General features: G+C 64.9%; 26 protein-coding genes and 2 pseudogenes. 17 read left to right on the top strand and 11 right to left on the bottom strand.

All coding sequences use genetic code 11. The features are described from left to right. Nucleotides 1-97: 97 nt before the first annotated feature. The 6 genes from JQ611_RS10430 to JQ611_RS10405 all read right to left on the bottom strand — a co-directional run bounded on the left by JQ611_RS10430 (nucleotide 98) and on the right by JQ611_RS10405 (nucleotide 6,142). Entirely contained in the window at nucleotides 98-904 is an 807-nt protein-coding gene (locus JQ611_RS10430) for a DUF2076 domain-containing protein (RefSeq protein WP_212390344.1), read from the bottom strand. 130 nt (nucleotides 905-1,034) lie between these two features. Beyond that, nucleotides 1,035-1,880 (bottom strand): ChbG/HpnK family deacetylase, encoded by an 846-nt coding sequence (locus JQ611_RS10425; protein WP_212465382.1) that lies wholly within the window; start codon nucleotides 1,878-1,880, stop codon nucleotides 1,035-1,037. Beyond that, a complete protein-coding gene (locus JQ611_RS10420) occupies nucleotides 1,877-2,923 on the bottom strand; it encodes a glycosyltransferase family 2 protein (protein ID WP_212390346.1) in 1,047 nt (348 codons plus the stop codon). The genes JQ611_RS10425 and JQ611_RS10420 overlap by 4 nt, the downstream gene beginning before the upstream one ends. A gap of 184 nt (nucleotides 2,924-3,107) precedes the next feature. Continuing rightward, complete coding sequence (gene hisG, locus JQ611_RS10415) at nucleotides 3,108-4,085, bottom strand: ATP phosphoribosyltransferase (RefSeq protein WP_212465381.1); 978 nt, start codon at nucleotides 4,083-4,085, stop codon at nucleotides 3,108-3,110. Next, on the bottom strand, nucleotides 4,082-5,242 hold the full coding sequence (locus tag JQ611_RS10410) for an ATP phosphoribosyltransferase regulatory subunit (protein ID WP_212269778.1): 1,161 nt from the start codon (nucleotides 5,240-5,242) through the stop codon (nucleotides 4,082-4,084). The genes hisG and JQ611_RS10410 overlap by 4 nt, the downstream gene beginning before the upstream one ends. Nucleotides 5,243-5,389: 147 nt before the next feature. Next, a complete protein-coding gene (locus tag JQ611_RS10405) occupies nucleotides 5,390-6,142 on the bottom strand; it encodes a 16S rRNA (uracil(1498)-N(3))-methyltransferase (RefSeq protein ID WP_212465380.1) in 753 nt (250 codons plus the stop codon). Nucleotides 6,143-6,350: 208 nt separating this feature from the next. On the opposite strand from JQ611_RS10405, the gene JQ611_RS10400 reads away from it, so the two are divergent. Both JQ611_RS10400 and ubiA read left to right on the top strand, forming a co-directional pair. Next, the gene (locus tag JQ611_RS10400; RefSeq protein WP_212269807.1) at nucleotides 6,351-7,025 is read left to right on the top strand and encodes a hypothetical protein; all 675 of its coding nucleotides are present in this window, start codon (nucleotides 6,351-6,353) and stop codon (nucleotides 7,023-7,025) included. A gap of 10 nt (nucleotides 7,026-7,035) precedes the next feature. Continuing rightward, nucleotides 7,036-7,962, top strand: a complete 927-nt coding sequence (ubiA, locus tag JQ611_RS10395) for a 4-hydroxybenzoate octaprenyltransferase (RefSeq protein ID WP_212465379.1) — start codon at nucleotides 7,036-7,038, stop codon at nucleotides 7,960-7,962. Between the two features lie 95 nt (nucleotides 7,963-8,057). On the opposite strand, the gene JQ611_RS10390 is transcribed toward ubiA, so the two are convergent. Both JQ611_RS10390 and JQ611_RS10385 read right to left on the bottom strand, forming a co-directional pair. Continuing rightward, a complete protein-coding gene (locus tag JQ611_RS10390; protein ID WP_212465378.1) occupies nucleotides 8,058-8,582 on the bottom strand; it encodes a DUF6101 family protein in 525 nt (174 codons plus the stop codon). Nucleotides 8,583-8,670: 88 nt separating this feature from the next. Next, a complete protein-coding gene (locus JQ611_RS10385) occupies nucleotides 8,671-8,889 on the bottom strand; it encodes a hypothetical protein (protein WP_212465449.1) in 219 nt (72 codons plus the stop codon). Here JQ611_RS10385 and JQ611_RS10380 point away from each other — a divergent pair. The 6 genes from JQ611_RS10380 (at nucleotide 8,852) to lpxK (ending at nucleotide 14,452) form a co-directional block, all read left to right on the top strand. Continuing rightward, nucleotides 8,852-10,249, top strand: a complete 1,398-nt coding sequence (locus tag JQ611_RS10380) for a TldD/PmbA family protein (protein WP_212465377.1) — start codon at nucleotides 8,852-8,854, stop codon at nucleotides 10,247-10,249. The genes JQ611_RS10385 and JQ611_RS10380 overlap by 38 nt on opposite strands. Beyond that, on the top strand, nucleotides 10,236-11,045 hold the full coding sequence (locus JQ611_RS10375) for a 3'(2'),5'-bisphosphate nucleotidase CysQ (protein WP_212465376.1): 810 nt from the start codon (nucleotides 10,236-10,238) through the stop codon (nucleotides 11,043-11,045). Before JQ611_RS10380 ends, JQ611_RS10375 begins: the two co-directional genes overlap by 14 nt. Before the next feature lie 91 nt (nucleotides 11,046-11,136). Continuing rightward, entirely contained in the window at nucleotides 11,137-11,409 is a 273-nt protein-coding gene (locus tag JQ611_RS10370) for a DUF4170 domain-containing protein (protein WP_212465375.1), read from the top strand. Further along, nucleotides 11,406-12,119 carry a lysophospholipid acyltransferase family protein gene (locus JQ611_RS10365; protein WP_212269772.1) on the top strand — a complete coding sequence of 238 codons (714 nt, stop codon included), beginning with the start codon at nucleotides 11,406-11,408 and terminating at the stop codon, nucleotides 12,117-12,119. The genes JQ611_RS10370 and JQ611_RS10365 overlap by 4 nt, the downstream gene beginning before the upstream one ends. Continuing rightward, entirely contained in the window at nucleotides 12,082-13,422 is a 1,341-nt protein-coding gene (locus JQ611_RS10360; protein ID WP_212269771.1) for a 3-deoxy-D-manno-octulosonic acid transferase, read from the top strand. The genes JQ611_RS10365 and JQ611_RS10360 overlap by 38 nt, the downstream gene beginning before the upstream one ends. Then, the gene (lpxK, locus tag JQ611_RS10355) at nucleotides 13,415-14,452 is read left to right on the top strand and encodes a tetraacyldisaccharide 4'-kinase (RefSeq protein WP_212465374.1); all 1,038 of its coding nucleotides are present in this window, start codon (nucleotides 13,415-13,417) and stop codon (nucleotides 14,450-14,452) included. The genes JQ611_RS10360 and lpxK overlap by 8 nt, the downstream gene beginning before the upstream one ends. Before the next feature lie 113 nt (nucleotides 14,453-14,565). Here the strand turns inward: lpxK and JQ611_RS10350 are convergent, their stop codons facing one another. After that, complete coding sequence (locus tag JQ611_RS10350; protein WP_211993604.1) at nucleotides 14,566-14,793, bottom strand: DUF2093 domain-containing protein; 228 nt, start codon at nucleotides 14,791-14,793, stop codon at nucleotides 14,566-14,568. Between the two features lie 237 nt (nucleotides 14,794-15,030). Here JQ611_RS10350 and JQ611_RS10345 point away from each other — a divergent pair, with 237 nt between their 5' ends. Then, the gene (locus JQ611_RS10345; RefSeq protein WP_212465373.1) at nucleotides 15,031-15,873 is read left to right on the top strand and encodes a dienelactone hydrolase family protein; all 843 of its coding nucleotides are present in this window, start codon (nucleotides 15,031-15,033) and stop codon (nucleotides 15,871-15,873) included. 372 nt (nucleotides 15,874-16,245) lie between these two features. Here the strand turns inward: JQ611_RS10345 and xseA are convergent, their stop codons facing one another. After that, a complete protein-coding gene (gene xseA / locus JQ611_RS10340) occupies nucleotides 16,246-17,868 on the bottom strand; it encodes an exodeoxyribonuclease VII large subunit (protein ID WP_212465372.1) in 1,623 nt (540 codons plus the stop codon). 137 nt (nucleotides 17,869-18,005) lie between these two features. Here xseA and JQ611_RS10335 point away from each other — a divergent pair, with 137 nt between their 5' ends. From JQ611_RS10335 to JQ611_RS10310, 6 genes are all read left to right on the top strand, one after another. Further along, the gene (locus JQ611_RS10335) at nucleotides 18,006-19,019 is read left to right on the top strand and encodes an alpha/beta hydrolase (RefSeq protein WP_212465371.1); all 1,014 of its coding nucleotides are present in this window, start codon (nucleotides 18,006-18,008) and stop codon (nucleotides 19,017-19,019) included. 22 nt (nucleotides 19,020-19,041) lie between these two features. Continuing rightward, entirely contained in the window at nucleotides 19,042-19,590 is a 549-nt protein-coding gene (locus JQ611_RS10330; RefSeq protein WP_212465370.1) for a hypothetical protein, read from the top strand. Nucleotides 19,591-19,592: 2 nt separating this feature from the next. After that, a complete protein-coding gene (locus tag JQ611_RS10325; protein ID WP_212465369.1) occupies nucleotides 19,593-19,895 on the top strand; it encodes a transcriptional regulator in 303 nt (100 codons plus the stop codon). Between the two features lie 24 nt (nucleotides 19,896-19,919). Then, nucleotides 19,920-20,438: a DUF6622 family protein gene (locus tag JQ611_RS10320; protein WP_212465368.1), complete on the top strand. Its 519-nt coding sequence runs from the start codon at nucleotides 19,920-19,922 to the stop codon at nucleotides 20,436-20,438. 69 nt (nucleotides 20,439-20,507) lie between these two features. Further along, on the top strand, nucleotides 20,508-21,782 hold the full coding sequence (gene purD / locus JQ611_RS10315) for a phosphoribosylamine--glycine ligase (protein WP_212465367.1): 1,275 nt from the start codon (nucleotides 20,508-20,510) through the stop codon (nucleotides 21,780-21,782). 97 nt (nucleotides 21,783-21,879) lie between these two features. Next, nucleotides 21,880-22,722, top strand: a complete 843-nt coding sequence (locus tag JQ611_RS10310) for an amidohydrolase (RefSeq protein ID WP_212465366.1) — start codon at nucleotides 21,880-21,882, stop codon at nucleotides 22,720-22,722. 18 nt (nucleotides 22,723-22,740) lie between these two features. Here the strand turns inward: JQ611_RS10310 and JQ611_RS10305 are convergent, their stop codons facing one another. Further along, nucleotides 22,741-23,415, bottom strand: coding sequence for an HAD hydrolase-like protein (locus tag JQ611_RS10305; protein ID WP_212465365.1), 675 nt, complete (start codon nucleotides 23,413-23,415; stop codon nucleotides 22,741-22,743). 196 nt (nucleotides 23,416-23,611) lie between these two features. On the opposite strand from JQ611_RS10305, the pseudogene JQ611_RS41665 reads away from it, so the two are divergent. Beyond that, a pseudogene (locus JQ611_RS41665) lies at nucleotides 23,612-24,256 on the top strand (GAF domain-containing protein); the annotation flags it as partial. A gap of 63 nt (nucleotides 24,257-24,319) precedes the next feature. Next, nucleotides 24,320-25,117: pseudogene (locus JQ611_RS10300) on the top strand (sensor histidine kinase); the annotation flags it as partial. Nucleotides 25,118-25,328 lie beyond the last annotated feature (211 nt).

Here is a 25,328-nt window from a genome sequence, read left to right as displayed (position 1 = left end):
AGAAAACGCGTCAAAATTAGAGCTACCAAACCGACAGAAACAAACGGCCGCTCGATTGAGCGGCCGTTTTCTTTTTCAGACGTGACGTCGTTCAGGCTTAATCGTCGTCGCCGCCGCCGTCGCCGTCGAAGCCGTCGGAGTCATGATCCATGTCGTCATAATTGTCGTCGTTCGATGTGTTGTCGAACAGCCCCGTGCGCGAACTTCCGGACGAGCCGATGTCGTTGGCGCCGGCCTCCCGCGCCAGGTCGCCGCCGGATTGATCGCTGCCGCCCGGCCGCCGGTCTTCAACGCTGCCGCGATGACCGCCGGTATCGCCGCCGAAGGCCGCCTGCTGGTTGCCGCCGCCGCCCATCATCGAGCGGATGCTGCCGAGCAGCATCGATCCGCCGACCACGCCGGCCGCTGCTGCCGCTGCCGTTCCGAGGAACGAGCCGCCACCACCGCCGCCGAACGGCGGTTGCTGCTGCGGCTGACCATAGGCAGGCTGCTGCCCGTAGCCGGGCTGGCCGTATTGTCCGGGACCTTGTTGTCCCTGGGTCTGCTGCACCACCTCGCCGCTGTTCCAGACCGGGCGACCGCCCATGCCGGGCGAGCGGACGTTAGGTACAGAGCCGCGTGGCTGGCTCTGCCCGAAGATCGTGTCGCGCATCGAATCGAGGAAGCCGCCGGGTTGATTCTGTTCGCCCGCGTGTCCGCCTTCCAGTTGCTGGATGCGGTCGTTGGCGCGCTTCAGCGCCTCGTCCTGCACCAGCGCCGTCTGCACCAGCGCATAGACGGCATTGGGCGCACCACGCAGGCCCTGCATGATCGCGGACATGGCTTCGGGATCTCGCGGGGTGTTCTCCAGCTTGGCAAGGCGGTCGAAAAGATCGTCAATCAGTTGGCGTTCTTGCGGTGTCATGGCGTTCTCCATCGCGTCGAGTGCCTCGAAGCGCGGGGCAGATGTAGGGCGGGGTTTGTGTCGCAAGTAGTGGGAGCGCAGATTAAATTTCTGTATGCGACAAAACGACCGGCCGGTTTATTGAGCAAACTCAAGTCAGTGTAACATTGTTCCGCGCCAGCAGCGGCGGCAATTGCGCGCCGGCGAGAAACGCGTGCTCGCTTTCGCGCTGGGTGGTCATGGGATCGAGGCTGATGAGGGTTTCGTCGACGAAGCCCGGATGACACATCACGAGCCCGCCCTCCGGCAGGCCCTGCAGGAATTGCCCCATCAGGACGCCGAAATCGGGCATCTTCGAAAAATCATAGGCGCCGGCAAAGGCCGGATTGAACGGGATACCGGCACGGGTGGCGAGCCTGCGAAACCGCGAGCTGAGAACATCGAGCAGCAGCGCCTTGGGCGCGCCGAGCCGTTTCGCCAGCGGCTGAAGGCGCCCGCCCTGGCGAACCCAGGCTCCGGGCGCGGCCTGCTTCACCGCGCGCAGAAACGCATCGCGCACCTGCGGGAAGAGTTGCGCATGCTGATGGGCGTCGACGAAATCCGGCGGCCGGCCGAACAGATCCTGGAACGCCGCCAGCTGATCCATCAATTCGGCATGAATCATTTCAGGGTCGAGCCGCCGCAACAGGCCCGACCGCAGCATCGCCGGCAGCGGCAGAAACATGCCGCCATCGGTCGGCCTGAAGTGCATCGTCAGCGGCCGGAATGGCGCGGTCAGCGTCGCATGGAGGCCGATGGCGCAGCGCGAGCTGCCGGCGGCGGCGTCCTGCAGCGCAGTGACCTCGCCGCGGCCGATCGCCGGGCCGACCACCATCACCGATGTCGCATTGAGCCGGCCCTGGCCGATCAGCTCGCGAATGGCGCGATTGACGCCCTCGCTGATCCCGTAATCATCGGCGCACAGCCAGATACGGCGCGGCGGCGCGGCATCGTTCATTCCGCGGCGGTCCGTTCGCTGACGCTTGCGGTGGTCGTTTCGTCCGCGCGCTTCTCGGAGTGTTCGGCGACGAAATAGATCGGACGGGCTTTCAGCTCCGACAGGATCTTGCCGATATATTCGCCGACGATGCCGATCATGATCAGCTGCACGCCGCCGATCGTCATCAGGCCGATCACGAGCGAGGGATAGCCGGGGACCTGCTTGCCCGTGGTCAAGACTTCCCAGAGAATGGTCAGGCCGAACAGAAAGGCGCCCACGGCGAGCAGCACGCCGAACAGGCTGGCAAAGCGCAACGGCGCCACCGAGAACGAGGTCAGCCCCTCGATCGACAGGCCCACCAGCCGGCCGGCGCTGAAGGTGGTGACGCCGTGCGCGCGCGGCGCCGGCTCGTAATCGACGCGGATCTGGCGAAAGCCGATCCAGCTCGCCAGACCCTTGAAGAAGCGATTGCGCTCGGGCAGCTGCTTGAGCGCTGCCGCGGCGCGCGGCGACAGCAGGCGGAAGTCGCCGGCATCCTCGGGGATTTTCTGCCGTGCGCCGTAATTGATCAGCGCGTAGAAGCCGTGCACGGCAAGACGCCGCAGAAACGATTCATTGTCGCGATGCGCCTTTGCCGTATAGACGACGTCGTAGCCGTCATCGATCCAGTGGCTGACCAGCTTCTCGACCAGGGTCGGCGGATGCTGGCCGTCGCCGTCCATGAACAGCACCGCGCCGCGCCGCGCATGGTCGAGCCCCGCCATCAAGGCCGCCTCCTTGCCGAAATTGCGCGACAGCGACACCACCTGAACGTCGAGCGCGTCGGCCTTCAGGGTGCGCGCGATGCTAAGCGTGGTATCGGCGCTGCCGTCATCGACATAGACCACTTCGCTGGCGAGGCCATAGCGCTGCCGCAAGATCCTGGCGAGGCCGATCAGCCGCTCGTGCAGCAACGCGAGCCCGGCGGCCTCGTTATAGACCGGCACGACAATCGACAGCCCCCGCGCCGCGGCGCTCGCCGCGGTGGTGGACAGGCCGGAAACGTCAGAGCCAAGCGTCATAGATCAGGTTCCATCATGGACAACAGCATATGTTACTCGTCGCAAGCTGTCGCTACGATGAATGAAATCTATAGCGTTTTCGAGTGAAGTGGATACCGGTTCGCATAAGAAAACGCGTCAAGACAAAGACTGGAGCCTGACCGGTTCTGATTCAATCAGAACCGGTCAGGCTCCAGAACCCGCTTTATTGTCGCAAGAACGCCTCGAGGCGGGCGAACAGCGGGTTTTCCCGGTCGAGCACATAGTCGAGGGCAGCCACCGAAACCGTGTCGGCGCCGTGCTCGCGCAGGAAGCTGCCGAGCGCGTAGAGCTTCGACGGCGGGCAGTGCAGCGTCAGCATGCCCGACGAGGTCGGGCGGCCGAACGGGGCGACGACACCGAAGCGGTTATGCGCCTCGGTCAGCAGCCTGTCGTTGCAGCCGGCAAAGCGGGTGCGGACTTCGCGATATTTGCTGGCGCGGGCACGTGCGGCGATGTGATCGAGGATGACGCGCGCGGTCTCGCGCGCCCCGCTCGACCAGTCGGCATCCTTTGAGGCGACGAGGTTGGCCTGGCTGCGCAGGATCACGCCGTCGTCGAGCACCTTGAGGCCGTTGGCGACGAGGGTGGCACCCGTTGTCGTGATATCGACGATCATCTCGGCGGTGCCGACCGCGGGCGCACCTTCGGTGGCGCCGGCGCTCTCGACGATGCGGTAATCGACCACGCCGTGGGTGGCGAAGAAGTTTCGGGTCAGGTTGATGTATTTGGTCGCGACCCGCATGCGCCGGTTATGCTGCGCGCGGAAACCCGTCGTGACGTCGTCGAGATCGGCCATGGTGCGGACGTCGATCCAGGCCTGCGGTACCGCGACCACGACATTGGCGCTGCCGAAGCCGAGATTGTCGATCAACAGCACGCGCTTGTCGGCGTCCACGATGCTTTCGCGCAAGAGGTCTTCGCCGGTCACGCCGAGATGCACCATGCCGCGGGCGAGCTGCGAGGCAATCTCGCTCGCCGAGAGATAGGCGATCTCGACATTGTCGAGCCCGGAGATGGTGCCGCGATAATCGCGCGCGCCGCGCGGCTTGGCGAGGCTGAGACCGGCGCGCGTGAAGAACGCTTCGGCTTCTTCCTGCAGGCGGCCCTTGGAGGGAACGGCGAGAACGAAGGGCGCGGTCATGATGCGTTCCCGACCGGTTTGCGGAGTTGCGTCAGGGCTTCGATCCAGACCGAGAAGCCGACCGCCGGGATCGGCGCCGCCGAGCCGAGCTGGGTCATCAGCCCGTCATAGCGCCCGCCTGCCACCAGCGGCTCGATGCCGTTACCCTTGCCGTGCAGTTCGAATTCGAAGCCGGTGTAGTAGTCGAGGCCGCGTCCGAAGGCGGTCGAAAAGCGCGTCAGGCTGGTGTCGATGCCGCGCGCCGCCATGAAGCCGACGCGGCTTTCGAGCTGATCGATCGCCGCCGTCAAATTGAGCTTGGTGTCCTCGGCCAGCGCGCGCAGTTGCGCGACCGCGTCGTCGGGGTCGCCCGCGATGGCAAGAAAGCGCTTGATGGTCGCGAGCGCGTCGCGCGGCAGCGCGCCGCTCTTGAGCGTCGATTGTTCGAGGAAGCGGTCGGCGATTTCGGCAACGGTGCGGCCGCCGACATTGGTGGTGCCGGCGATCGACATCAGGTCGGTGACCAGCGCCAGCGCGGCCTTGCGGTCGGAGCCGGCAAGGGCTGCCAGCACGCCTTCATATTCGTTGCGGCCGGGGGCGGTCGCCAATGTCAGCTGCTCGATGTCCTGGGTGAGGCTGACCTTGCGGTTGAAATCCTTGATCAGCCGCCGCTTCCAGACCGGATAAAGCTCGAGCGCATCGATCAGCGCGGTGAACAGCGCGACGTCGCCGGTGCGGATTTCGACATCGCTCAGGCCGAACGCCGAAGTCGCCTCCAGCGCCAGCGCCAGCATTTCCGCATCCGCCGCGGCGCGATCCTGCCGGCCGAAGGATTCGATGCCGGCCTGCAGGAACTGGCTCGGCTGGCCGTCGCGATAACGGAACACCGGCCCAAGATAGCTGAAGCCCGCGGGCTGGCCGGCACGCCCCGAGGCCAGATAGTCCCGCGCCACCGGAATGGTGAGATCGGGACGAAGGCAAAGCTCCTCGCCGCTGGCGTCTGATGTCAGATAGAGGCTCTTGCGGATGTCCTCGCCGGAGAGGTCCAGGAACGGCTCGGCCGGCTGCAGAATCGCCGGTTCAGCCTGGACGTAGCCGGCCTGCGCAAACGACAAAAGCAGCGCGTCCGCCCATGTGGCGGACCCGGCGGCACCATCGATGGCGGCGGTTACGGTCATTTCGCGTCCAAATATCCCGAAAAACGGGTTCCAAGAGGTATCAAGCGTTTGTTGGCGGAGGCCTTAGCATGGCCGGGGCAGGGTTTCGACAGAGATTGGTGTCGTCACTTAACGCGGGGTTCAATGAGGCTTAACGGCCTCGGCTGGCTATCCCGGGCTGGCCCAGTCGCCGAGCGCGGCCTGCACCAGCGCCAGCGCCGCGACGCCGGCGGTGTCGGCGCGCAAAATTCGGGGGCCGAGCGAAAGCCGCAGCGTTCGCGGCTGGCGCAGCAACAGCGCGCGCTCTTCCTCGGCAAATCCGCCTTCGGGACCGATCAGGATGTCGATGCCGCCAGCCGCCGTTAACCCGTTTTGCAGCGCCTGCAGCGGCGAGGTGGTTTCCGCCGCCTCGTCGCAGAAGACCAGGAGACGCTCCGGCTGGCGCTGGCTCAGAAAGCGATCGAGCGGCATCGGTTCGGCAACGTCGGCCAAGCTCAGGATGCCGCATTGCTCGGCGGCCTCGATGACATTGGCGCGCATCCGCTCGCCATTGACCCGCGAGACCTGGGTGAAACGCGTCAACACCGGTTGCAGCTTTGAGGCGCCCATCTCGACCGCCTTCTGCACCATGTAGTCGAGCCGGGCATGTTTTAACGGGGCAAAGACGTAGGCGATGTCGGGCAGGCGATCCTGCGGCCGGCTCCGGATGAGGATCTCGAGGCTGTCGGGCCGCTTCCGCCCGATAATCTGCGCCTGCCATTCGCCGTCGCGGCCGTTGAACACCAATATCGATTCGCCGGCGGAAAGCCGCAGCACATTGCCGAGATAATTGCTTTGGTTCCGCTCCAGCGGGACCCTTTCGCCCGGGCTCAAGGCGGCATCGACGAACAGGCGAGGGGCACGAAAATCGAGTTCAGGCATCTGTGATTGTTCCGTTTCGCGCCCGTTTTAGCCTAAAGGGTTAGAATCCGGGGACAATTTAATGATTCGGTGCGGCCCAGCGCCGCGCTGCCGCCTAAATCCACGGGTTGTTAAGGGCCGGCAGGAATCGTAAAAAGCCCCGTCGGAATTGTGCTTCGATCGGAAGTCGCCCGGGCCCTGCTGGACCTTTGCCGGAGAAACACCTTTGATAATCCGCCGTCTCATTGTGCCCCTGACGATTGCCGTCGTGACCATTCACGCGGGGCAGGCCTTTGCGCAGACCCCATTTCCGGCGCCACTGCCCAACGGACAGGCTGCACCCGCAACCGCAAGCAGCGCGTCGCCGTTCCCGTCGGTGAACGGCGCAGCCCCCGCGGCGTCGGTGGGTGGTCCTTCACCGTTCCCGTCGGCGGGAGCCGCCCCGGGCGGGGGCTCGGCATTCGACCGTGGACCGCCGCCACAAGCCAGCGGCGCGGCGGATGCCTGCATGAAGGGCTTCGTTCCCTTGCGCGAGGACGCCGAGAAGCGCGGCAAGCTGATCAAGGCCGCCAGCGATCGCAAGGCGTCGCCGGACGAGGCCTGCAAGCTGATCGGCAGTTACAGCCAGGCCGAAGTCAAGATGATCAAATATGTCGAGACAAATTCCGCGAAATGCGGAATTCCGCCGCAGATCGCCGAGCAGCTCAAGAACGGCCACAAGAACACCGAGAAAATGCAAAAGCAGGTCTGCACGGTCGCCCAGCAGGGAGCACAAGCGCAGCGAGCGGCCGCGCCGAGCCTGAGCGAGGCGCTCGGCTCTTCGGCGGCGCTGCCCGAGGCGCAAACTGTGAAGAAGGGCGGCAGCACGTTCGATACGCTGAACGGCAACGTTCTCACCCGATGACCGCCTTCCGATGAGCGACCTCACGGCCCGCGTTGCCGACGCCACCGGCAACTGGGTCGATACGCGCGCGCCGTCTTGGTCGCGGCCTTATTTACGTCTCTCCCGTTTCGACCGGCCGATCGGCTCATGGCTATTGCTGATGCCGTGCTGGTGGTCGGCGGCGCTGGCCGCTGGCATCGCGCGCGACGCCAGTCAGTTGCTGTTCGTCATCGTGCTGTTCTTCATCGGCGCCTTCGTGATGCGCGGGGCGGGGTGCACCTGGAACGACATCACCGATCGCGACCTCGACGCCAGGGTCGAGCGCACGCGGTCGCGGCCGATCCCGGCCGGGCAGGTGAGCGTGCCGCAGGCACTTGCGTGGCTGGTGCTGCAGGCGCTGATCGGGCTCGCCGTGTTGCTGCAGTTCAACCGCTTCGCCATCATGACCGGCATCGCGTCGCTGATCATCGTCGCGGTCTATCCCTTCATGAAGCGCATCACCTGGTGGCCGCAGGTCGTGCTCGGCCTCGCCTTCTCATGGGGCGCCTTGATGGGATTTGCGGTCACGCTCGGACGCATCGATCTGACCGCGCTCGTGCTCTATGCCGGTTCGATCGCCTGGGTGATCGGCTACGACACCATCTACGCGCATCAGGACGCCGAGGACGACGCGCTGATCGGCGTCAAATCGACCGCGCGTTTGTTCGGTGCGGCGACGCATCGGGCGCTGGTCGTGTTCTATTCACTGGCAGTGGTACTGATCGGCGTGGCGATGGCGCTGGGTGGGGCGCGATGGCCGGCATGGATCGGCCTGGTCGCGTTCGCTGTTCACCTGGTCTGGCAAATCCGGCGGCTAGACATCAGCGATCCCGCATTGTGCCTGCGCGTTTTCAAATCCAACCGTGACGCGGGGCTGCTGCTGTTTGCGGGCCTGCTGGTGGATGCGGTGATGCGTTGAAGCGTAGGGTGGGTTAGCGAAGCGTAACCCACCATCTTGATCTTCCGCGCAGCGGTGGGTTACGCCTTCGGCTAACCCACCCTACGAAAACAATCTCAATCCCGTGCGATAATCTCGCGCTCGCCCTGATGCAGGTTCGCCGGATTGAGCAAATCGCCGGCGCGGCGGCGCACCAGGAATTTCGGGCGGCGGGCGCGGATCGCGTTGTGACGGCGGCGGCGCTGGGCCGGATCGCGGCGCTTGTCTTCCGGCAATTGCGGAAGCGCGAAGATCTCGCTCCACATCTGCCAGGCCGTTGAAAGCTCCTCGGCATCGGAACTGACGCCAAGCGGAATGTTAAGCGAGGGATCGCGATGCACCAGCACCAGCATCTGCGCGTCGTCGAGACCGCGCAAAGCGACGCCAAGGAAATCGCTGACGCGAACGTTGACGGCCATCTGCATGCCCTTGACGGCACGGCGCAGCACGACGCGTTCGCGGTGAAGTTCTATCTGCCGCACGCCGCCGTCGGCACGCGTGTCCTGCGCATCGAAGCGGAGCGGAAGGGAAAGAGGGTCGAGCCGCAATGCGCGGCCCGACCCGGCGGGATTGATCCCGCTTGTTGCTGTTTGACGCCTCACGGCTTTTAGTCTCCCCGCCGGAATTATGTTCCCGGTCGATGTGTGAGACCTTAGCCGAGCGGTTTCCGTTTTGGCTTAAGAAGGCTGGTTAACCCGAAGTCACCGGCGCCGCTTCTGCCCGCATGATTGACAAGAGCTTGGCGCGCATGATTGACGAGTCCTTGCTTTGAAGCCGAAAATGATTGGCTTTTGAGGCGTCAAAATGCTTGAAATCCCCGTGAATCAGGCACATCTGATGGGTCCAAAGATTTGCGTCCCAACTCGCTTCAATGTCAGGGATTTTGTTTGTGAACTCTTCACCATCCAAGCCTTCATCCTCCGACCTGTTCGACCAATCGGCGCTCTCGACGCTGGCGCAGCAGCTGGTCGAAGCCGCCAAACGCGCCGGCGCCGATGCGGCTGATGCGGTCGCGGTGCGCGGCGTCAGCCAAGGCGTCGAAGTGCGCGATGGCCGCGTCGAGGAATCCGAGCGCTCAGAAGGCGACGATGTCGGATTGCGCGTGCTGGTCGGACAGCGCCAGGCGGTGGTCTCGACCAACGACATCAGCGGCGATGGCATTTCGAAACTGGCCGAGCGCGCGGTCGCGATGGCGAAGGTCGCGCCCGACGACAAATATGTCGGTCTCGCCGATCCTTCACTCCTGGCACGCGAGTTCGCCGATCTCGACCTGCTCGATCGCACGGTTCCCTCGACCTCCGAACTCGAACGCCGCGCCGTAGAAGCGGAGGCCGCGGCGCTTGCGGTCAAGGGCGTGACGCGATCCGGCGGCGCGTCGGCATCGAGCGGCATCGGCGGCATGGTGCTGGTGACTTCGACCGGGTTCCACGGCTCGTATTTGCGATCGAGCCAGGGCATCTCGATGACCGCGATCTCAGGCGAAGGCACCGGGATGGAGCGCGACTACGACTACACGTCGGCGCCGCATGCCTCCGATCTCGCCGCGCCCGAAAGCGTCGGCCGCAAGGCGGGCGAACGCACGGTGGCGCGCGCCAATCCGCGCAAGGTCGAGACCTGCAAGGTGCCGGTCCTGTTCGATCCGCGGGTCTCGGGATCGCTGGTCGGCCATCTCGTCGGCGCCGTCAACGGCGCCTCGATCGCGCGCAAGACCAGTTTCCTGAAAGACCGCATGGGCGAGCAACTGTTCGCCAGGAACATCCGCATCATCGACGATCCCCTGCGGGTGCGCGGCTTGCGCTCGCAAACCTTCGATGCCGAAGGCGTCACGGTGAAGAAGCTCGCGATCATCGACGAGGGCGTGCTGACCTCGTGGCTCCTGGACACCGCGACCGCGCGCGAACTCGGACTGGTCACGACCGGCCATGCGCATCGCGGCGTATCGTCGTCGCCTTCGCCGGGGTCGTACAATCTGCACATGGAGGCGGGCGAGCCGACGCCGGCCGAATTGATCTCTGATATCAAGCAGGGCTTTTACGTCACCGATTTGATCGGCTCCGGCGTCAACGGCGTCACCGGCGATTACAGCCGCGGCGCGTCCGGCTTCTGGATCGAGAACGGCGAGATCACCTATTCCGTCAGCGAAGTGACGATCGCGGGCCATCTCTTGCCGATCTTCCAGTCGCTGACACCGGCCAACGATCTGGAATTCCGCTATGGCGTCAATGCGCCGACGGTGCGCATCGAGGGTTTGACGCTTGGCGGACGCTGATACGCTGGGCACGACAAAGGTGCGCGATGCCGCACTGCTGACGGAGACGGTGCGCGAGGCGGGGGCGCTGGCGCTGTCGTTGTTTCGCACTGAATTGAAGAACTGGACCAAGGGCGCCTCGTCGCCGGTGTCGGAAGCCGACATCGCCGTCAACGATCTCGTCGAAAGCCGGCTTCGTGCGGCAACGCCGGACTATGGCTGGCTGTCGGAGGAAAGCGTCGACGACGAGGCGCGCCTCGGCAAGAAGCTGGTCTGGATCGTCGATCCGATCGATGGCACCCGCGCCTATCTGGCCGGCCGCGAAGACTGGTGCGTGAGCATTGCGCTGGTGGCCGATGCAACGCCGGTGCTGGCGGCGGTGTTCGCGCCGGCGACCGACGAATTCTTCTTCGCGGTGCGCGGGCAGGGCGCCACGCGCAACGGCAAGCGCGTGCTCGCGACCGCGGGCACCGATCTGGATTTTTCCCGCATGGCCGGCCCCAAGCCGCTGGTGCAGCGGCTGAGCCCGTCATCCGATGAGATCACGCTGTTTCCGCGAATCGGCTCATTGGCGCTTCGGTTGTGCCGGGTCGCCGACGGCGGCCTGGACGCCGCTTTTGCGGGCGGTCAGAGCCGCGATTGGGACCTTGCGGCGGCGAATTTGATCGTGCACGAAGCCGATGGTAGGATGACGGCGCTCTCGGGGGACACGATTGAGTATAATCGCCGGGAGGTGACGCACGGGGTGCTGGTGGCTGCGGGACGTGATCGGCATGCACGCATTGTCGAGCATTTTCGAATCCGTCCGCTGCCCTGAACACGCCGGACCTGCGTCACGGTTCGTCACGCCACTCATCATGCGATACGCCTCAACAACCTTGCCGGGCACCTCGTTAGGAACAACCATCATGCCAGATAGTGCCCCGCCGCAACTGCTTCATCTCGTCATCGGCGGCGAGTTGACCGATCTCGAACACACGACGTTCAAGGATCTCGATCAGGTTGAGATCGTCGGTGTGTTTCCCAATTACGCCACCGCCCATGCGGCCTGGAAGGCGAAGGCGCAGCAGACCGTGGACAACGCCCATATGCGCTATTTCGTGGTCCACCTCCACCGGCTGCTCGATCCGGGGCAAGATACCAAGCAAGACACCAAGCAAGACGCGAAGCCTGCCCGTTGAAACGATTCCTTCGCGATTTGCTGCGCAGCAGCTGGCTTCAGCGTGCGCTCGGTGTGCTTGCGGCCGAATATCTGCGGCTGGTCTGGCTGACCAACAAGTTCAGCTACGAACCGGCTGACGTCTACGACCAGGTCGAGCCCGCCATGCCGGCGATCCTCGCCTTCTGGCACGGCCAGCATTTCATCACGCCGTTCATCAAGACCAAGGAGAGCCATCGCGCCAAGGTCCTGATCTCGCGGCATCGCGACGGCGAGTTCAACGCCATTGCGGCCGAACGGCTCGGCATCGGAACCATCAGAGGTTCCGGCGACCATGGCGGCGCGTTTCACCGCAAGGGCGGCGTCGGCGCGTTCCGGGAGATGGTGCAGGCGCTTGAGGATAATTGGAACGTTGCGACCACCGCGGACGTGCCGAAGCGGGCGCGGGTGGTGGGGCTCGGCCTCATCATGCTGGCGCGGGAGTCCGGGCGGCCGATTCTCCCCTTTGCGATGGTGACCAGCCGGTTCATCCGTTTGAAAAATTGGGACTCCTCCACCATCAATTTGCCATTCGGCAGGGGTGCCGTGGTAGGCATTGATGCGGTTTTCGTGCCGCCGGACGCCGACGCAGAGACCATGGAAAAGCTGCGCCAACAGGTAGAGACTTATCTGAACGAAGCGACCCGTCGCGCCTATGCGGCTGTCGGTCGTCCGGAGGCCGCCCTTGGTTAATTCGCTGCCGCTGCCGATGACGTTGCGCGTCTACCGGAGTCTGTCGTCCGCGATGGTGCCGCTGGCGCCTGCGTTCATCAACCGGCGGCTGAAGCTCGGCAAGGAAGATCCGGCGCGTGTCAGTGAACGCCGCGGCGTGAGCGCCGATGTTCGCCCGGTCGGGCCGCTGGTGTGGATTCACGGCGCCAGCGTCGGCGAGGTGCTGGCCTCGGCAGCGCTGGTCGAGCAGCTGCGGGCGCTGAACCTGCGCATCCTCCTCACCTCCGGCACGGTGACCTCGGCGGCGGTCGTCGCCAAGCGGTTTCCGCCCGACGTCATCCATCAATATGTCCCCTACGACTCGCCGCGCTATGTCGCGCGGTTTCTCGACCATTGGCGTCCGTCGCTGGCGCTGTTCATCGAGTCCGATCTGTGGCCGAACTTGATCCTGTCGAGTGCGGCGCGGCGCGTGCCGATGGTGCTGATCAACGGCCGCATGTCGCCTCGCTCGTTTCCGCGCTGGCGGCGTGTCTCCGGCACCATCTCGGCGCTGCTCGGCCGGTTCGAACTGTGCCTCGCGCAGTCGGAAACCGATGCCGACAGGTTTTCGACGCTTGGCTGTCCCAACGTCGTGACGACAGGCAATCTGAAGCTCGACGTTCCCGCGCCACCGGCGGACCAGGCCAAGCTGGAGCGGCTGATGTCGATGACGCGCGGCCGTCCGGTCGTCATCGCCGCCTCCACCCATCCGGGCGAGGACGAGATGCTGGCGGAGGCGCACAAGACGCTCGCCGGATTCTTTCCGAACCTTCTGACCGTGATCGTGCCGCGGCATCCCGATCGCGGCGAGGCGATCGCGCGCATGGTCGAGGCGTCTGGCCTGCACGCGTCGTTGCGTTCGCGCGAGGAACTGCCGACGGCTGCGACCGACATCTATGTCGCCGACACCATGGGCGAGCTCGGGTTGTTTTACCGGTTGTCGCCGATCGTGTTCATGGGCGGATCGCTGGTCGAGCATGGCGGGCAAAATCCGATCGAGGCGGTCAAGCTTGGTGCCTCGATCGTCCATGGCCCGCACGTCTTCAATTTCGGCGACGTCTATGAGGCGCTCGATCAGGCCGGCGGCGCGCGAAAAGCCGACACCCAGGAAGCATTGGTCAAGCAACTTGGTCAGCTGCTCGCCGATCCCAGGGCGCGCGAAGTATCGCTCAAAGCCTCCGAGCGCGTGGTCGAACAGCTCGGCGGCGCGCTGGATCGCACGATGATCGCGCTGGAGCCGTATCTGTTGCAGTTGCGGCTCGAAATGGGAGCCGCGAATGCGTGAGCCGCGCTTCTGGCACGGCCCGCCTTCCCTCAAATCCAGTCTATTGACACCGCTCGCCGCCCTCTACGGTGCCATCGCCGCGAGACGGATGCAGCGCGACGGGCTGGATGCCGGCGTCCCCGTCATTTGTATCGGCAATTATCACGTCGGCGGCGCCGGCAAGACGCCGACCGTGCTCGCGCTGGCGAAGCTGTTGCGTGAGCTCGGCGAAACGCCCATCGTACTCAGCCGCGGCTATGGCGGAAAATTGCGCGGGCCGGTGCGGGTCGATCCGGAACGGCATGCCGCCGCCGATGTCGGCGACGAACCGCTGATGCTGGCGGCGACGCTGCCGGTGGTGGTCGCGCGCCAACGCGCCGACGGCGTTCCGCTGGCGCGTTCGCTGGCGGCGTCGGTGATCCTGATGGATGACGGTTTTCAGAGCCCGGCGGTCGCCAAGGACACCTCGCTGATCGTGATCGACGCCGGCCGCGGCCTCGGCAACGGACAGGTGTTTCCCGCCGGCCCCTTGCGCGCGCCGCTAAAGCCGCAGCTGGCGCGCACCGATGCGCTCATCATCGTCGGCAACGGCACGGCGGCCGACCGCGTGGCGGCCGATATCGCCGCGCAGGACAAGCCGGTGCTGCGCGCGCGCCTTGTGCCGAGCGAAGCCTCCGTCGCCGCATTGCGTGGCAAGCGTGTGCTGGCGTTTGCAGGTATCGGCGATCCCGCACGGTTCTTCGGCACGCTGACGGCGAGCGGCGTTGACGTGGTCCGGCAGCACGCCTTCGCCGATCACCACGCGTTCTCCAGGGCCGAGATCGACAGCCTGATCGCCGAGGCCGGCCGCGACGCGCTGACGCTGGTGACGACGGAAAAGGATCTGGCGCGGCTGAGAGTCGGCGGCGGATTGCCGGATTGGGCGAAAGCGATCGTGGCGTTCGCGGTGACGCTGGAGTTTGAGGATGGCGCGGGTTTGCGGAAGTTCGTCGCCGCGCAGCTGTTCAAGGCGCGCGAGAAAAAATTCCGCAGTACGTCGTCCCGGGCTTGACCCGGGACCCATACTCCGCGGCGGTCATTGTAACCGAAGGTCTCTAACGCCAGCGCTCTCACGGATGGGCTGCGGCGTATGGGTCCCGGCGTTCGCCGGGACGACAAAGAAACTCAACCTTCCGTCTTCAGCGCGCCGGGAAAATGCCGTTGCAGGACGGCCGTCGGCACCGAATAGGCTTCCTGAAGATCGACGCTCCAGTATTTCAACTCGTCGAGCGGGATCCGTACATCCGATATGGCGCAGCGCACATAGGTTCCCGGCGAGACCACGCGGAAATCGCCATCCAGATATTGCACCTGCGCTTCGCCATGTCCCGAGGGACCGAATTTATTCAGCACCGTAAACTCTCCGGCAGGTCGGCCAATTCACAGGGCCGACTAAAGTGTATTTTCCAAATCCGATCTATCACAGATAGGTTGGGCTGTCCGCTCCCGAAACCCACCCGCAAAAAACCACCTGCAAAAAACCACCTGCAAAAAACCACCTGATTGTGATGAATTTTTGCCGATTGCGCGTGATAACCTCCTGATTATGTTCGCTTTGCCCCGAGCGCCATTTTGACCCGGCGAAATCAGATGCGCCCAGCGACGCTGCTATTCCTGACGCTGTTTGCCGCGGCCTGCGCTGGCGTGCCGAACGCAGCTTCGGCCGCGCCATTACCGGCCCCCAAACAGGTCGATATCCCCGCGCCAAAACTCAACTTGCACGCCCAGCTCTACAAACCTGACGGCGACGGGCCGTTTCCCACCGTGATCGCGCTGCATGGCTGCGGAGGCTTGAGCGGGCATTCCGAGCCGGTGCTGCCGCGCTACCGTGACTGGGTCGAACAGCTATTGAAGGCGGGACACGCGGTCGTGCTGCCGGACAGTTACGGCTCGCGCGAACTCGGCCCGCAATGCCGCGACAAGGAGCGCCGCGTGCTGGCGCGCCGCGAGCGGGTCGCCGATATCGTGGCGACGCGGCGATGGCTGGCGCAGCAGGCCTGGGTGGCGCAGGATCGCGTCAGCCTGATGGGATGGGCGAACGGGGCCAGCGCCCTGTTGTGGGCGGTGCGTCCGCAAGCGTGGCGCCATGACGGGCCGGATTTCCGCTCGGCGGTCGCCTTCTATCCTGATTGTCGGATTTCCGCCGGCCTCGGCTGGAGCGCGCGGATGCCGACGCTGCTGCTGATCGGCGCCAAGGACGACGTCAGTTCGCCATCGGCCTGCCGCCAGATGGTGGAGGGCGCCCGCGGCCGCAGCGCGCTGGCGCGGATCGAAATCTATCCCGGCGCGCCGCACGATTTCGACCGCGCCAACCTGCCGCTCCGTGCGCTCGGCGGCGGCGACGCCGGCCAACCGGAACGCGGCCATATCGGCGGTGACGCTGAGGCGCGCATCGATTCGCAAAAGCGCGTGGCGGAATGGCTGGCGCGGTGATGTCTACTCTCGTTTGAGCCAGCTTGCCTCAGTTGGATGATGCGGCCAACGGGTCTGCAAAAACTTGAAAATCAGTCGTTCCGTCCAAGGCCTCGCTACCCCACGGCCTTTCGGTGCTGATGATGGCAGTTGCGCGCCCCGACTCGTCCCGGCCTTGTGAAAGGACTTCGCAGCCGATGAAGGCGGGCTGAGGATATCGGCTGTTCGAATTCAAATTTGCGGAGGAGACGACAGGAGCTTTCTCCACGAACGCCCACTCACGGCCGAACCGGTCCTTGAATCGGAGTTCGACGAAGCCCGGGAAATCGTCGGAGACCCAGCGGGTAATCTCGGTGCGGACGTGTAGGGCGCTTGATCGCAAAAGTCGTCCCTCTAAAACAAACTACCCTGATCGACCGGCTTGACCACGCGCTTGGGCGCAAGCGTCTTGGTTTCTCGGCGGGCAAGGGTCGGCTGGCTGGTCGGCCCTGATGTTGCCGCCGGCCGGTCCGCATCGGCCGTCGCCGCGACGCGGCCGTCGGCGAACTCGATCGAAAGATTCGCGCCCGGCCCGATCGAGGCGGCGGCATGCACGGAATGGCCGTGTTCGTCGCGCACCAGGGCAAACCCGCGCGCGAGGACGCCGCGATACGACAGCGCCGACAGCAACTGGCCGCTATGCGCAACGCGGGCGTTGAGCCGCGTCATCGCGGTCAGCAGTGCGCGGCGCGCGCGCTCGGCAAGGCGTTGCGTGCGCTCGCGGTCGCGCGCGATCGCGTTACGCTGTGCCTGGGCGTTGGAAATTTTTGACGCTTTCAGCCTGACCTCGAGCCCGGCAAAGCGATCGCGCCGGTTGCGCAACAATGCCCGCGCAGAAAGCCTGATGCGCTCGCCGGATACGATGAGACGGTGCCCCGCCTGCGCGACCTGTCCGCGCAGCACCTTTAGCGTCAAGCCGGCGCTGAGCTGCGAGAAGCGGCGATGATGCGCGTTGGTGTTGGCTTTCAAGCCGCGGGGCAGTGATGCACCCGCGCTGTCCAGCCGCTGCCGCGGGATTGCCAATAATTCGCTGGCCGCGGGCAGGGCGCGGGCCGCGGCGCGCAATTCATTGCGACGGCTTTCCTGGCCGCGCAGCCAGCACACCATGGTGCGGCGGGCGAGGCCGGCAACCTCGACCATCAATTCGCTGCGCACGGGGACGGCCATTTCGGCCGCCGCGGTCGGCGTCGGCGCGCGCTTGTCGGCGGCGAAATCGATCAGCGTGATGTCAGTCTCGTGGCCGACCGCCGAGATCAGCGAGATCATGCTCTCGGCGGCGGCGCGAACCACGATCTCCTCGTTGAACGACCACAGGTCCTCCAGCGAGCCGCCGCCGCGCGCGACGATCAGCAGATCCGGCCGCGGAATCTTGCCACCCTCGGGCAGCGCGTTGAAGCCGCGGATCGCCGCGGCAACTTGTTCGGCGGAGCCTTCGCCCTGCACCTTCACCGGCCACACCAGCACGCGGCGCGGAAAGCGGTCTTCCAGGCGGTGCAGGATGTCGCGGATCACGGCGCCGGTCGGTGACGTCACGATGCCGATCACTTGCGGCAGCCACGGCAGCAATTGCTTGCGCGCCTCGTCGAACAGGCCCTCGGCGCCGAGCTTCTTCTTGCGCTCCTCCACCAGCGCCATCAGCGCACCGATGCCGGCGGGCTCGATGGCTTCGATGACGATCTGGTATTTCGACGAGCCCGGATAGGTGGTGAGCTTGCCGGTCGCGATGATCTCGAGCCCTTCCTGCGGCTTGAAGCGCATTCGGGAATGCACGCCCTTCCAGATCACGGCCTCGATCTTGGCACTCTCGTCCTTCAGCGCGAAATAGCAGTGCCCGGAGGAATGCGGCCCGCGGAAGCCGGAGATTTCGCCGCGCACCCGGACATGGCCATAGGCGTCTTCCACCGTCCGCTTCAGGGCGGAGGAGAGTTCCGAGACGGTGAATTCGGGCGCGTTGAGCAGGGGTTCGGTCGCGGGCATCTCGTCCAATCGAATCAGGCTTTTGGGGCTTCCACGCAAGGTAGGGATTTCGGCCATCCCCGCCAATCTAGCTTGCATTGCAGATAACTCTGTGTTATAGAGTTCTCTAAGAGGAACCCAACCGATGAGGAACGACCATGTTCAGGCAGTTGGTACGCGGCAGCTTCAGCACCTTGAAATGGGCGCTCAGCGCCGTTGGCGCGATCGCTTTGCTGATCACGGGGCTGGTCGCCACGCCACTGACGCGCCCCCCGGAGCTGCCATCGATCTCGGCTGCCCGCGGCACCGTCGATCTCAGCACCTTGCCCGCGGTCGAGCGGTTTCAGGCGCGAGACGGCACTGCGCTCGGCTTCCGCCACTATGCCGCCAATGGCCCGGCGACCGGTCGCGCCGCCATTGTGGTGCACGGCTCCTCCGGGTCGAGCGGCGGAACTATCCACGCGCTGTCGACGGCGCTGGCGACCCGGGGCGTCGAAACCTGGGCCGTTGATATTCGCGGCCACGGCACGTCTGGCACCCGCGGCGACATCGGCTATGTCGGCCAGCTCGAGGATGACCTCGCCGATTTGGTCGGCATTATCCGCACGACCGCGCCCGCCAAGCCGCTGACGCTGGTTGGCCATTCCTCCGGCGGCGGTTTTGCGCTGCGCGTCGCGGGCTCGTCGATCCAGGACCTGTTCGAGCGTACGGTGCTGCTCGCGCCCTATCTCGGTCACGACGCCCCGACCGGCCGGCCCAATTCCGGCGGCTGGGCCAAGGCCGATGTTCCGCGCATCGTTGGTCTGTTCGCGCTGCGCAGCATCGGCATCACCTGCTGCGACGCGCTGCCGGTGCTGGCGTTCGCGGTGCCGCCGAATTCCGAGAAGAACCTGGTCGGAACCTACAGCGACCGCCTGATGCGCAATTTCGCGGTCCGCGACCGCGATTTCCGCCACGATCTCGCGGCGGCCAGGAAGCCGATCACGATCATCTCCGGCGCCGATGACGAACTGATGTTCGCGGACAAGTACGCACCTTCTGTGCATGCGATAGCCCCCGCGGTTGACGTCAAGCTGATCGATGGCGTCAATCACATGGGCATCGTCAGCGTACCCCGCGCGGTATCTGCGATCGCCGAGGACGTCGCCACGCGCGGCACAACCGGGTCGTAACCGCGATCGAGGGGAAGGCGACATGATCGACAGCCAGCAAGCTTCCGAGGCGCTCGCGGATATCAACGCGATCGCGCGCCGCGTCCGCCAGTCGAGGATCTACAATCTGGCGAGCCTGTTGATGATCTTGTGGGGCGCGCTGGTGTTCATCGCCAATGCCGCCTCGTTCGGCTGGCCGCGCCATGCCGGCTACATCTGGATCGCGGTCAATGTGGTCGGTCTCGCGGGCTCGTTCGTGGTCAGCGCCTTCACCCATTCGCGGACCGGCGTGCGCACCTTCGACCTGCGAACGCTGATGGCGTTCCTGCTGTTCTTCGCCTTCGGGCTCGCCACCTGCATGCTCGCCCATTTCGGGCCGCGCGAGCTCGGCGTGTTCTGGGCGATCTATTTCATGCTGTTCTATACCATCGCCGGGCTCTGGGTCGGCCTCGCCTTTGTCGTCATCGGCGTCGGCATCTCCGCGCTGACGTTGATCGGTTATTTCCTGGCCGGCAACTGGTTCGAGCCATGGATGGCGATCGTGAATGGCGGCGGGCTCGTGCTTGGCGGCCTCTGGATGCGCCGGGAATAGCGATGACCGGGCTCGACGACATCATCCACCAGCCGCTGCGCTTGCGAATCATGGCCGCCCTGAACGCGCTGCCGCCGGGTACCGGGCTCGAATTCGCCAAGCTGAAAAAGCTGACCGGCGCCACCGACGGCAATCTCGGCGCCCATATCGAGACGCTGTCGAAGGCCGGCTATGTCGCTGTCGACAAGGCCTTTGTCGGCAAGAAGCCGCAGACCACGGTGACTGCGACCGCGGCCGGCCGCAGCGCCTTCGCCCGCCATGTCGCAATGCTGCAGGAAATCATCGCGGCACAACCACCTGAATGAATTCGCGGCCAGGGGGAGCCCGACATGCAGACCGCCATTGCCATCCTCACCCACACGCCGCCATGGGTCGTCGCCCTGCTGGCACTGCTGATATGGCAGGGATGCATGGCGTTGCGGCCGCGCTCGCAGCCGCTGGCGCGGATGCTGATTGTGCCTGCGGTGTTTTTTCTGATGGGTGTTTCCCGGCTGCTGCTGGGCGGAAAATCGATCGGCCTGCTGCTGGTCTGGGTGGCCAGTGCGACCGCGTTCGCCGCGCTGGCGCTCTACACCGGGCCGCGGTCGGTGACGATCGACGGCGAAACCGGCCGCATCCTGCGCCCCGGCAGCGTGGTTCCTCTGGTTCGCAACCTCACGGTCTTCATGTTGCAATACGCCGTCGCTGTCGTGACCGCGATGAAACTGGGCGCCATCTGGGAAGTGGCCGCGGCGGGGCAGGCGGTGTCAGGCGCCTGTGCCGGCTATTTCCTGGGCTGGACCATTGCATTGTTGCGCAGCTATCGGGCGCGCCTGGCGGTGCCGGCTACGCCCCAGCAAATCAGTTGATATCCCCTTGCAGACGGCGGGAGATTCGTGCGACCGACTGGCCATCGGTTCCCACATCTGGCTCCAGTCATGAACATCCTCCTGCTCGGTTCCGGCGGCCGCGAACATGCTCTGGCGTGGAAGATCGCCGCGTCCCCGCTGCTCACCAAATTGTGGTGCGCGCCGGGCAATGCCGGCATCGCCAAGGATGCCGAATGCGTCGCGCTCGACATCACCGACCATCCGGCGGTGGTCGATTTCTGTAAGGCGCACAAGGTGGATTTCGTCGTGGTTGGCCCCGACGCGCCGATCGCGGCCGGGATCGTCGACGATCTCAACGCCGCGGGCTTCAAGGCGTTCGGGCCCACCCAGGCTGCGGGCCGGCTGGAGAGCTCGAAGACCTTCACCAAGAATCTGTGCCGCGACAACAACATCCCGACCGCGGCCTATGAACATTTCACCGACGCGGCAAAGGCAAAAGCCTATATCCGCAAGCAGGGCGCGCCGATCGTGATCAAGGCCGACGGTCTTGCCGCCGGCAAGGGCGTCGTCGTCGCGATGAGCGAGGCCGAGGCGCTTGACGCCGTCGACATGATGTTCGGCGGCGGGTTTGGCGATGCGGGCGCCGAGGTCGTGGTCGAGGAATTCATGGTCGGCGAGGAAGCCTCGTTCTTCGCGCTGTGCGACGGCGAGCACGCGCTGCCGCTGGCGACCGCGCAGGACCACAAGCGCGCCTTCGACGGCGACCAGGGGCCGAACACCGGCGGCATGGGCGCTTACTCACCGGCACCGGTCTTGACGGAGGCGATGTGCGCCCGCGTCATGGACGAGATGATCCATCCGACGCTGCGCGCGCTCAAAGCGATGGGATCGCCCTACAAGGGCGTGCTCTTTGCCGGCGTGATGGTGACCAGGGACGGCCCGAAACTCGTCGAATACAACGCCCGCTTCGGTGATCCGGAAACCCAGGCGCTGGTGATGCGGATGATGTCGGATATCTTGCCGGCGCTGATCGCCAGCGCCGACGGGCAACTCAAAAATTTCAGCCTGCGCTGGTTCGACGATGTGGCGTTGACCGTGATCATGGCGACCAGGGGTTATCCCGGCAGCTATGGCAAAGGCTCGGTGATCTCAGGTCTCGACGACGCCGCCAAAGTCGAGGGCGTCGAAATCTTCCACGCCGGGACGATCGAGAAAGGCGGAAAGATTCTCGCCAGCGGCGGCCGCGTGCTCAACGTCTGCGCCATGGGCAAGACGGTGACCGAAGCGCAGCAGCGCGCCTATGCGGCCGTCGACCGCATCAACTGGCCGGAAGGCTTCTGCCGCCGCGACATCGGCTGGCAGGCGGTGGCGCGGGAGCGCTGACAGCACCTGCAATCCGCGCAACGCTTCCCCGCGCGTTGGCCCACTGGACACGCATATGTTGCGCTGTCCAAAATCGCCAAAACGGAGGAACTGCCCGATGGCGATTATCGATTCCCAGGTTCACGCCTATGAGGCGAACACACCGAAGCGGCCCTGGGACACGGTGCCGAACTGGCCCGATCACGTCACCGGTGACGAGATGGTGGCGGCGATGGACAAGGTCGGCGTCGACGGCGCGATCTTCATCTCGGCCTTTTCGATGTACCGCTACGACGCCAGCTATGCCGTGGAAGTGGCGCGCGCCCATCCCGGCCGGCTCGCCATCGTCAAGCCGGTCGATCCTGACAATCCTGATGTGGCCGATGTCGTCGCCGACTGGAAGAAGACGCCGGGCGCCGTCGGAATCCGCATCATGCTGCGGAAGGATTCCGGGCGCGCGCCTGATGACGCCGGCCTCGACCGCATCCTGCGCGCGGCGGTCCGCCATGATTTTCCGGTCAACATCCTGTGCTGGGACAATCTCGACGCCGGCACTGCGGTCATCGATCGCCATCCCGACGTCAGGTTCATTGTCGATCATCTCGGCATCCTGCAGCCGCGCGTGCCGCCGGCGCCGCCGCAGCCCTGGGCCGAACTGCCGAAAGTGCTGGCGCTCGCCAGGCGCAAGAATGCCGTGATCAAGGTCAGCGGCGCCTGCACGCTGTCCCGCGAGCCGTATCCGTATCCCGACATCTGGGATCCGCTGGCCCGCGTGTTTGAAGCCTGGGGTTTCGATCGTTGCCTGTGGGGCACCGACTGGACCCGCGCCTTCTCGGTCGTCAATTACGAGCAGGCCGTCACGCCCTTCCTCAAGACGGATCGCCTCAGTGACACCGAGCGCGCGATGCTGATGGGCGGTGCCTGCGCCAAGGCTTATGGCTGGTCGCCGCAGAAAGGCTAGCGCATTTCAACAGCGGCCCTAGCCCGGAGATTGCTGCCCACCGACCATCGCAAGAACCGTGCGGGCGAGATCGGCGGGGGAAACCACCAGCTGGTCTGCGCCGGCCGTTTCGAGTTCGTCCCTTGTGCCATAACCCCAGAGCACGCCAAGACAGCGCATCCCGACGGCATGGGCACCGGAAATATCATGCCGGCGATCTCCGACCATCAGGCTGTCAGACGCCGAAAGACCGTGCCTGGACAGGATATGGGCGAGCAGCTCGGGCTTGTGATCCAGCTCGCCGCTCGGCACTGAGCCATGGATGCCATCGAAGTAATTGGCAAACCCCAGATGCGCCAGAATGCGGCTCGCGAAAATCTCCCGCTTCGAGGTCGCGAGATAGATCCGCAATCCGCATCGCTTCATCTCTGCAAGGCAGTTGCCAATTCCCGGATAAGGCACGCTGCCGAGAAATCCGCTTTCACCGTAGTGCTGACGATAGGCTATGACTGCTTCACCGACCCGGTCGTCTCCATATGACTGCAGCAAGCTTTGCATGATCTCTTCGAGCGGCGGCCCGATGATGTGTCTTATGTCGAGAGTTTCACCCGGTTCATGTCCAAGGGCGCGCAGCGCCGCCAGGCAGCTTGCCAGAATGCCGGGATACGAATCGATCAGGGTGCCGTCGAGATCCAGAAGAACGGAGCACGTCATGATCCAAAGCTAGCGGCCAAGGCAAACCTGTACAAGTTTGTTTGATTTCGTTCCTGCGTCGGTCATTCGCGGCAAGGCAATGCAGCAGCAGGTCCAGCCATGTCGTGGTGAGGTCTCATCCGGCGCAGCCGCCGCCCCATTTCCCGTTACTAGCCTAAGCCGATCCGATGGCTTATCTTAAGGCCCGGGGCAGGCAATGACAGCACGTTCTGGAGCAGGCGGCGGATCGAAAAAGCCGCAAAGCCGTACGGCGAAGCCGCGAAAGCGCAGCATTGCGCCAAAGGTCGCGCGCGTCTCCAGGTCAGCGAAAACGGACGTCGAAAATCCAGCGCAAACCGAAGTCGAGCAACTTGCCCTCGAACTTCAGCAAGCCAGAGAGCGCCAGGCCGCGACATCCGAGGTCCTGAGCCTCATCGCCGATGCGCCGACCGATCTTGCGCCGGTGTTCGACCGGATCGTCAGGAACGCAGCGCGGCTCTGCCAGAGCGTGCTGAGCGCCGTCTACCGCCGGGAGGGGGACCACGTCCACCTGGTCGCGCACGATCAGTTTTCAGCGGCATCGGTGGCGGCGGTGCGCAAAGCCTATCCGGCTCCGCTCACCAGCAAGAATCTGATCTCGGTGGCGATCCGCGAGCGGCGCGTCGTGCATGAGCCGGATGTGCTGGTCTCCGGCGGCTACAGCGAACTGCAGAAGACGTCGGGCTATCGCAGCATCCTGATCATGCCGATGCTGCGCGACGAGGTTGCGATCGGCGCGATCGCGGTGATGCGGCTGGAGCCGCAATTATTCCCCAGGGCGCAGGTCGAACTCTTGAAGACCTTTGCCGGGCAGGCGGTCATCGCCATCGAGAACACGCGGCTGTTCACCGAGTTGCAGGAACGCAGCCGGCAGCTGTCGCAATCGCTTGACGATTTGCGCGCCGCGCAGGGCAGTCTGGTACAGACCGAGAAATTGGCCGCGCTGGGGCGGCTGGTGGCGGGCGTCGCGCACGAGATCAACACCCCCGTCGGCACCAGCCTCACCGTGGCCTCGGCATTGATCGACAAGACCAAGCGATTTGAAGCCGATGTCGCCAAGGGCGACGTGCGCCGCTCGACGCTCTCGGAATTCATTGCGGCCAGCCGCGAGGCGGCGTCGCAGATCATGTTCAATCTTGGCAACGCGGTCGAGCTGATCCAGTCGTTCAAGCAGGTTGCCGCCGATCGCAACGTTTCGGATCGCAGGCGCTTCGATCTCGGCGAGGTGACCGAGCAGGTCGTCAGGGGACTACGGTACGGGCTGCGAGGTCAAAATCTGACGGTCGCCGTCGAATGCGAACCCGATCTTGCCATGAACAGCTATCCCGGACCTTACGGCCAGGTGCTCACCAATCTGGTTCTCAATTCCGCGGCGCACGCCTTCCCGGACGGCGGCCGGGGATCGGTCCATATTGCGGCGCAGGCATCGGGCAAGGGCAATGTCGAGGTGCTGTTTTCAGACGACGGCTGCGGCATGACCCCGGAGGTCAAGCGCCAGGTGTTCGACCCGTTTTTCACGACCCGGCGCGACCAGGGCAACACCGGCCTCGGGTTGCACATCGTGCACAACATCGTGACCAATCGTCTGGGCGGCCGGATTCATCTGGAAACCAAGCCCGGCATGGGCACGAAAATCCAGATCATCATGCCGCGCGAAGCGCCGCGGGAGTCGGCGGCGGAATAGGGCGGGGCTCGACTCGCTCTAGTGTCATTCCTAGTGTCATTCCGGGGCGCGCTCTTGGCGCGAGCCCGGAATCCATCAGGCCGCATGCGTCGTCGCCCAATGGATTCCGGGCTCTCGCTTCGCGAGCCCCGAAATGACGCAGACAGATCTGCGACAAATTAACCCGTCGGGCTAAATTCCACTTTCCTCGTCGGGCAAATCAGCGGTTTGA

It is taken from the genome of Bradyrhizobium sp. AUGA SZCCT0182 (assembly GCF_018130185.1).
In the GTDB taxonomy this organism is placed as follows: domain Bacteria; phylum Pseudomonadota; class Alphaproteobacteria; order Rhizobiales; family Xanthobacteraceae; genus Bradyrhizobium.
Note: the sequence above shows the minus strand (reverse complement) of the source record. Positions and strands in the feature narration are given on the sequence as shown.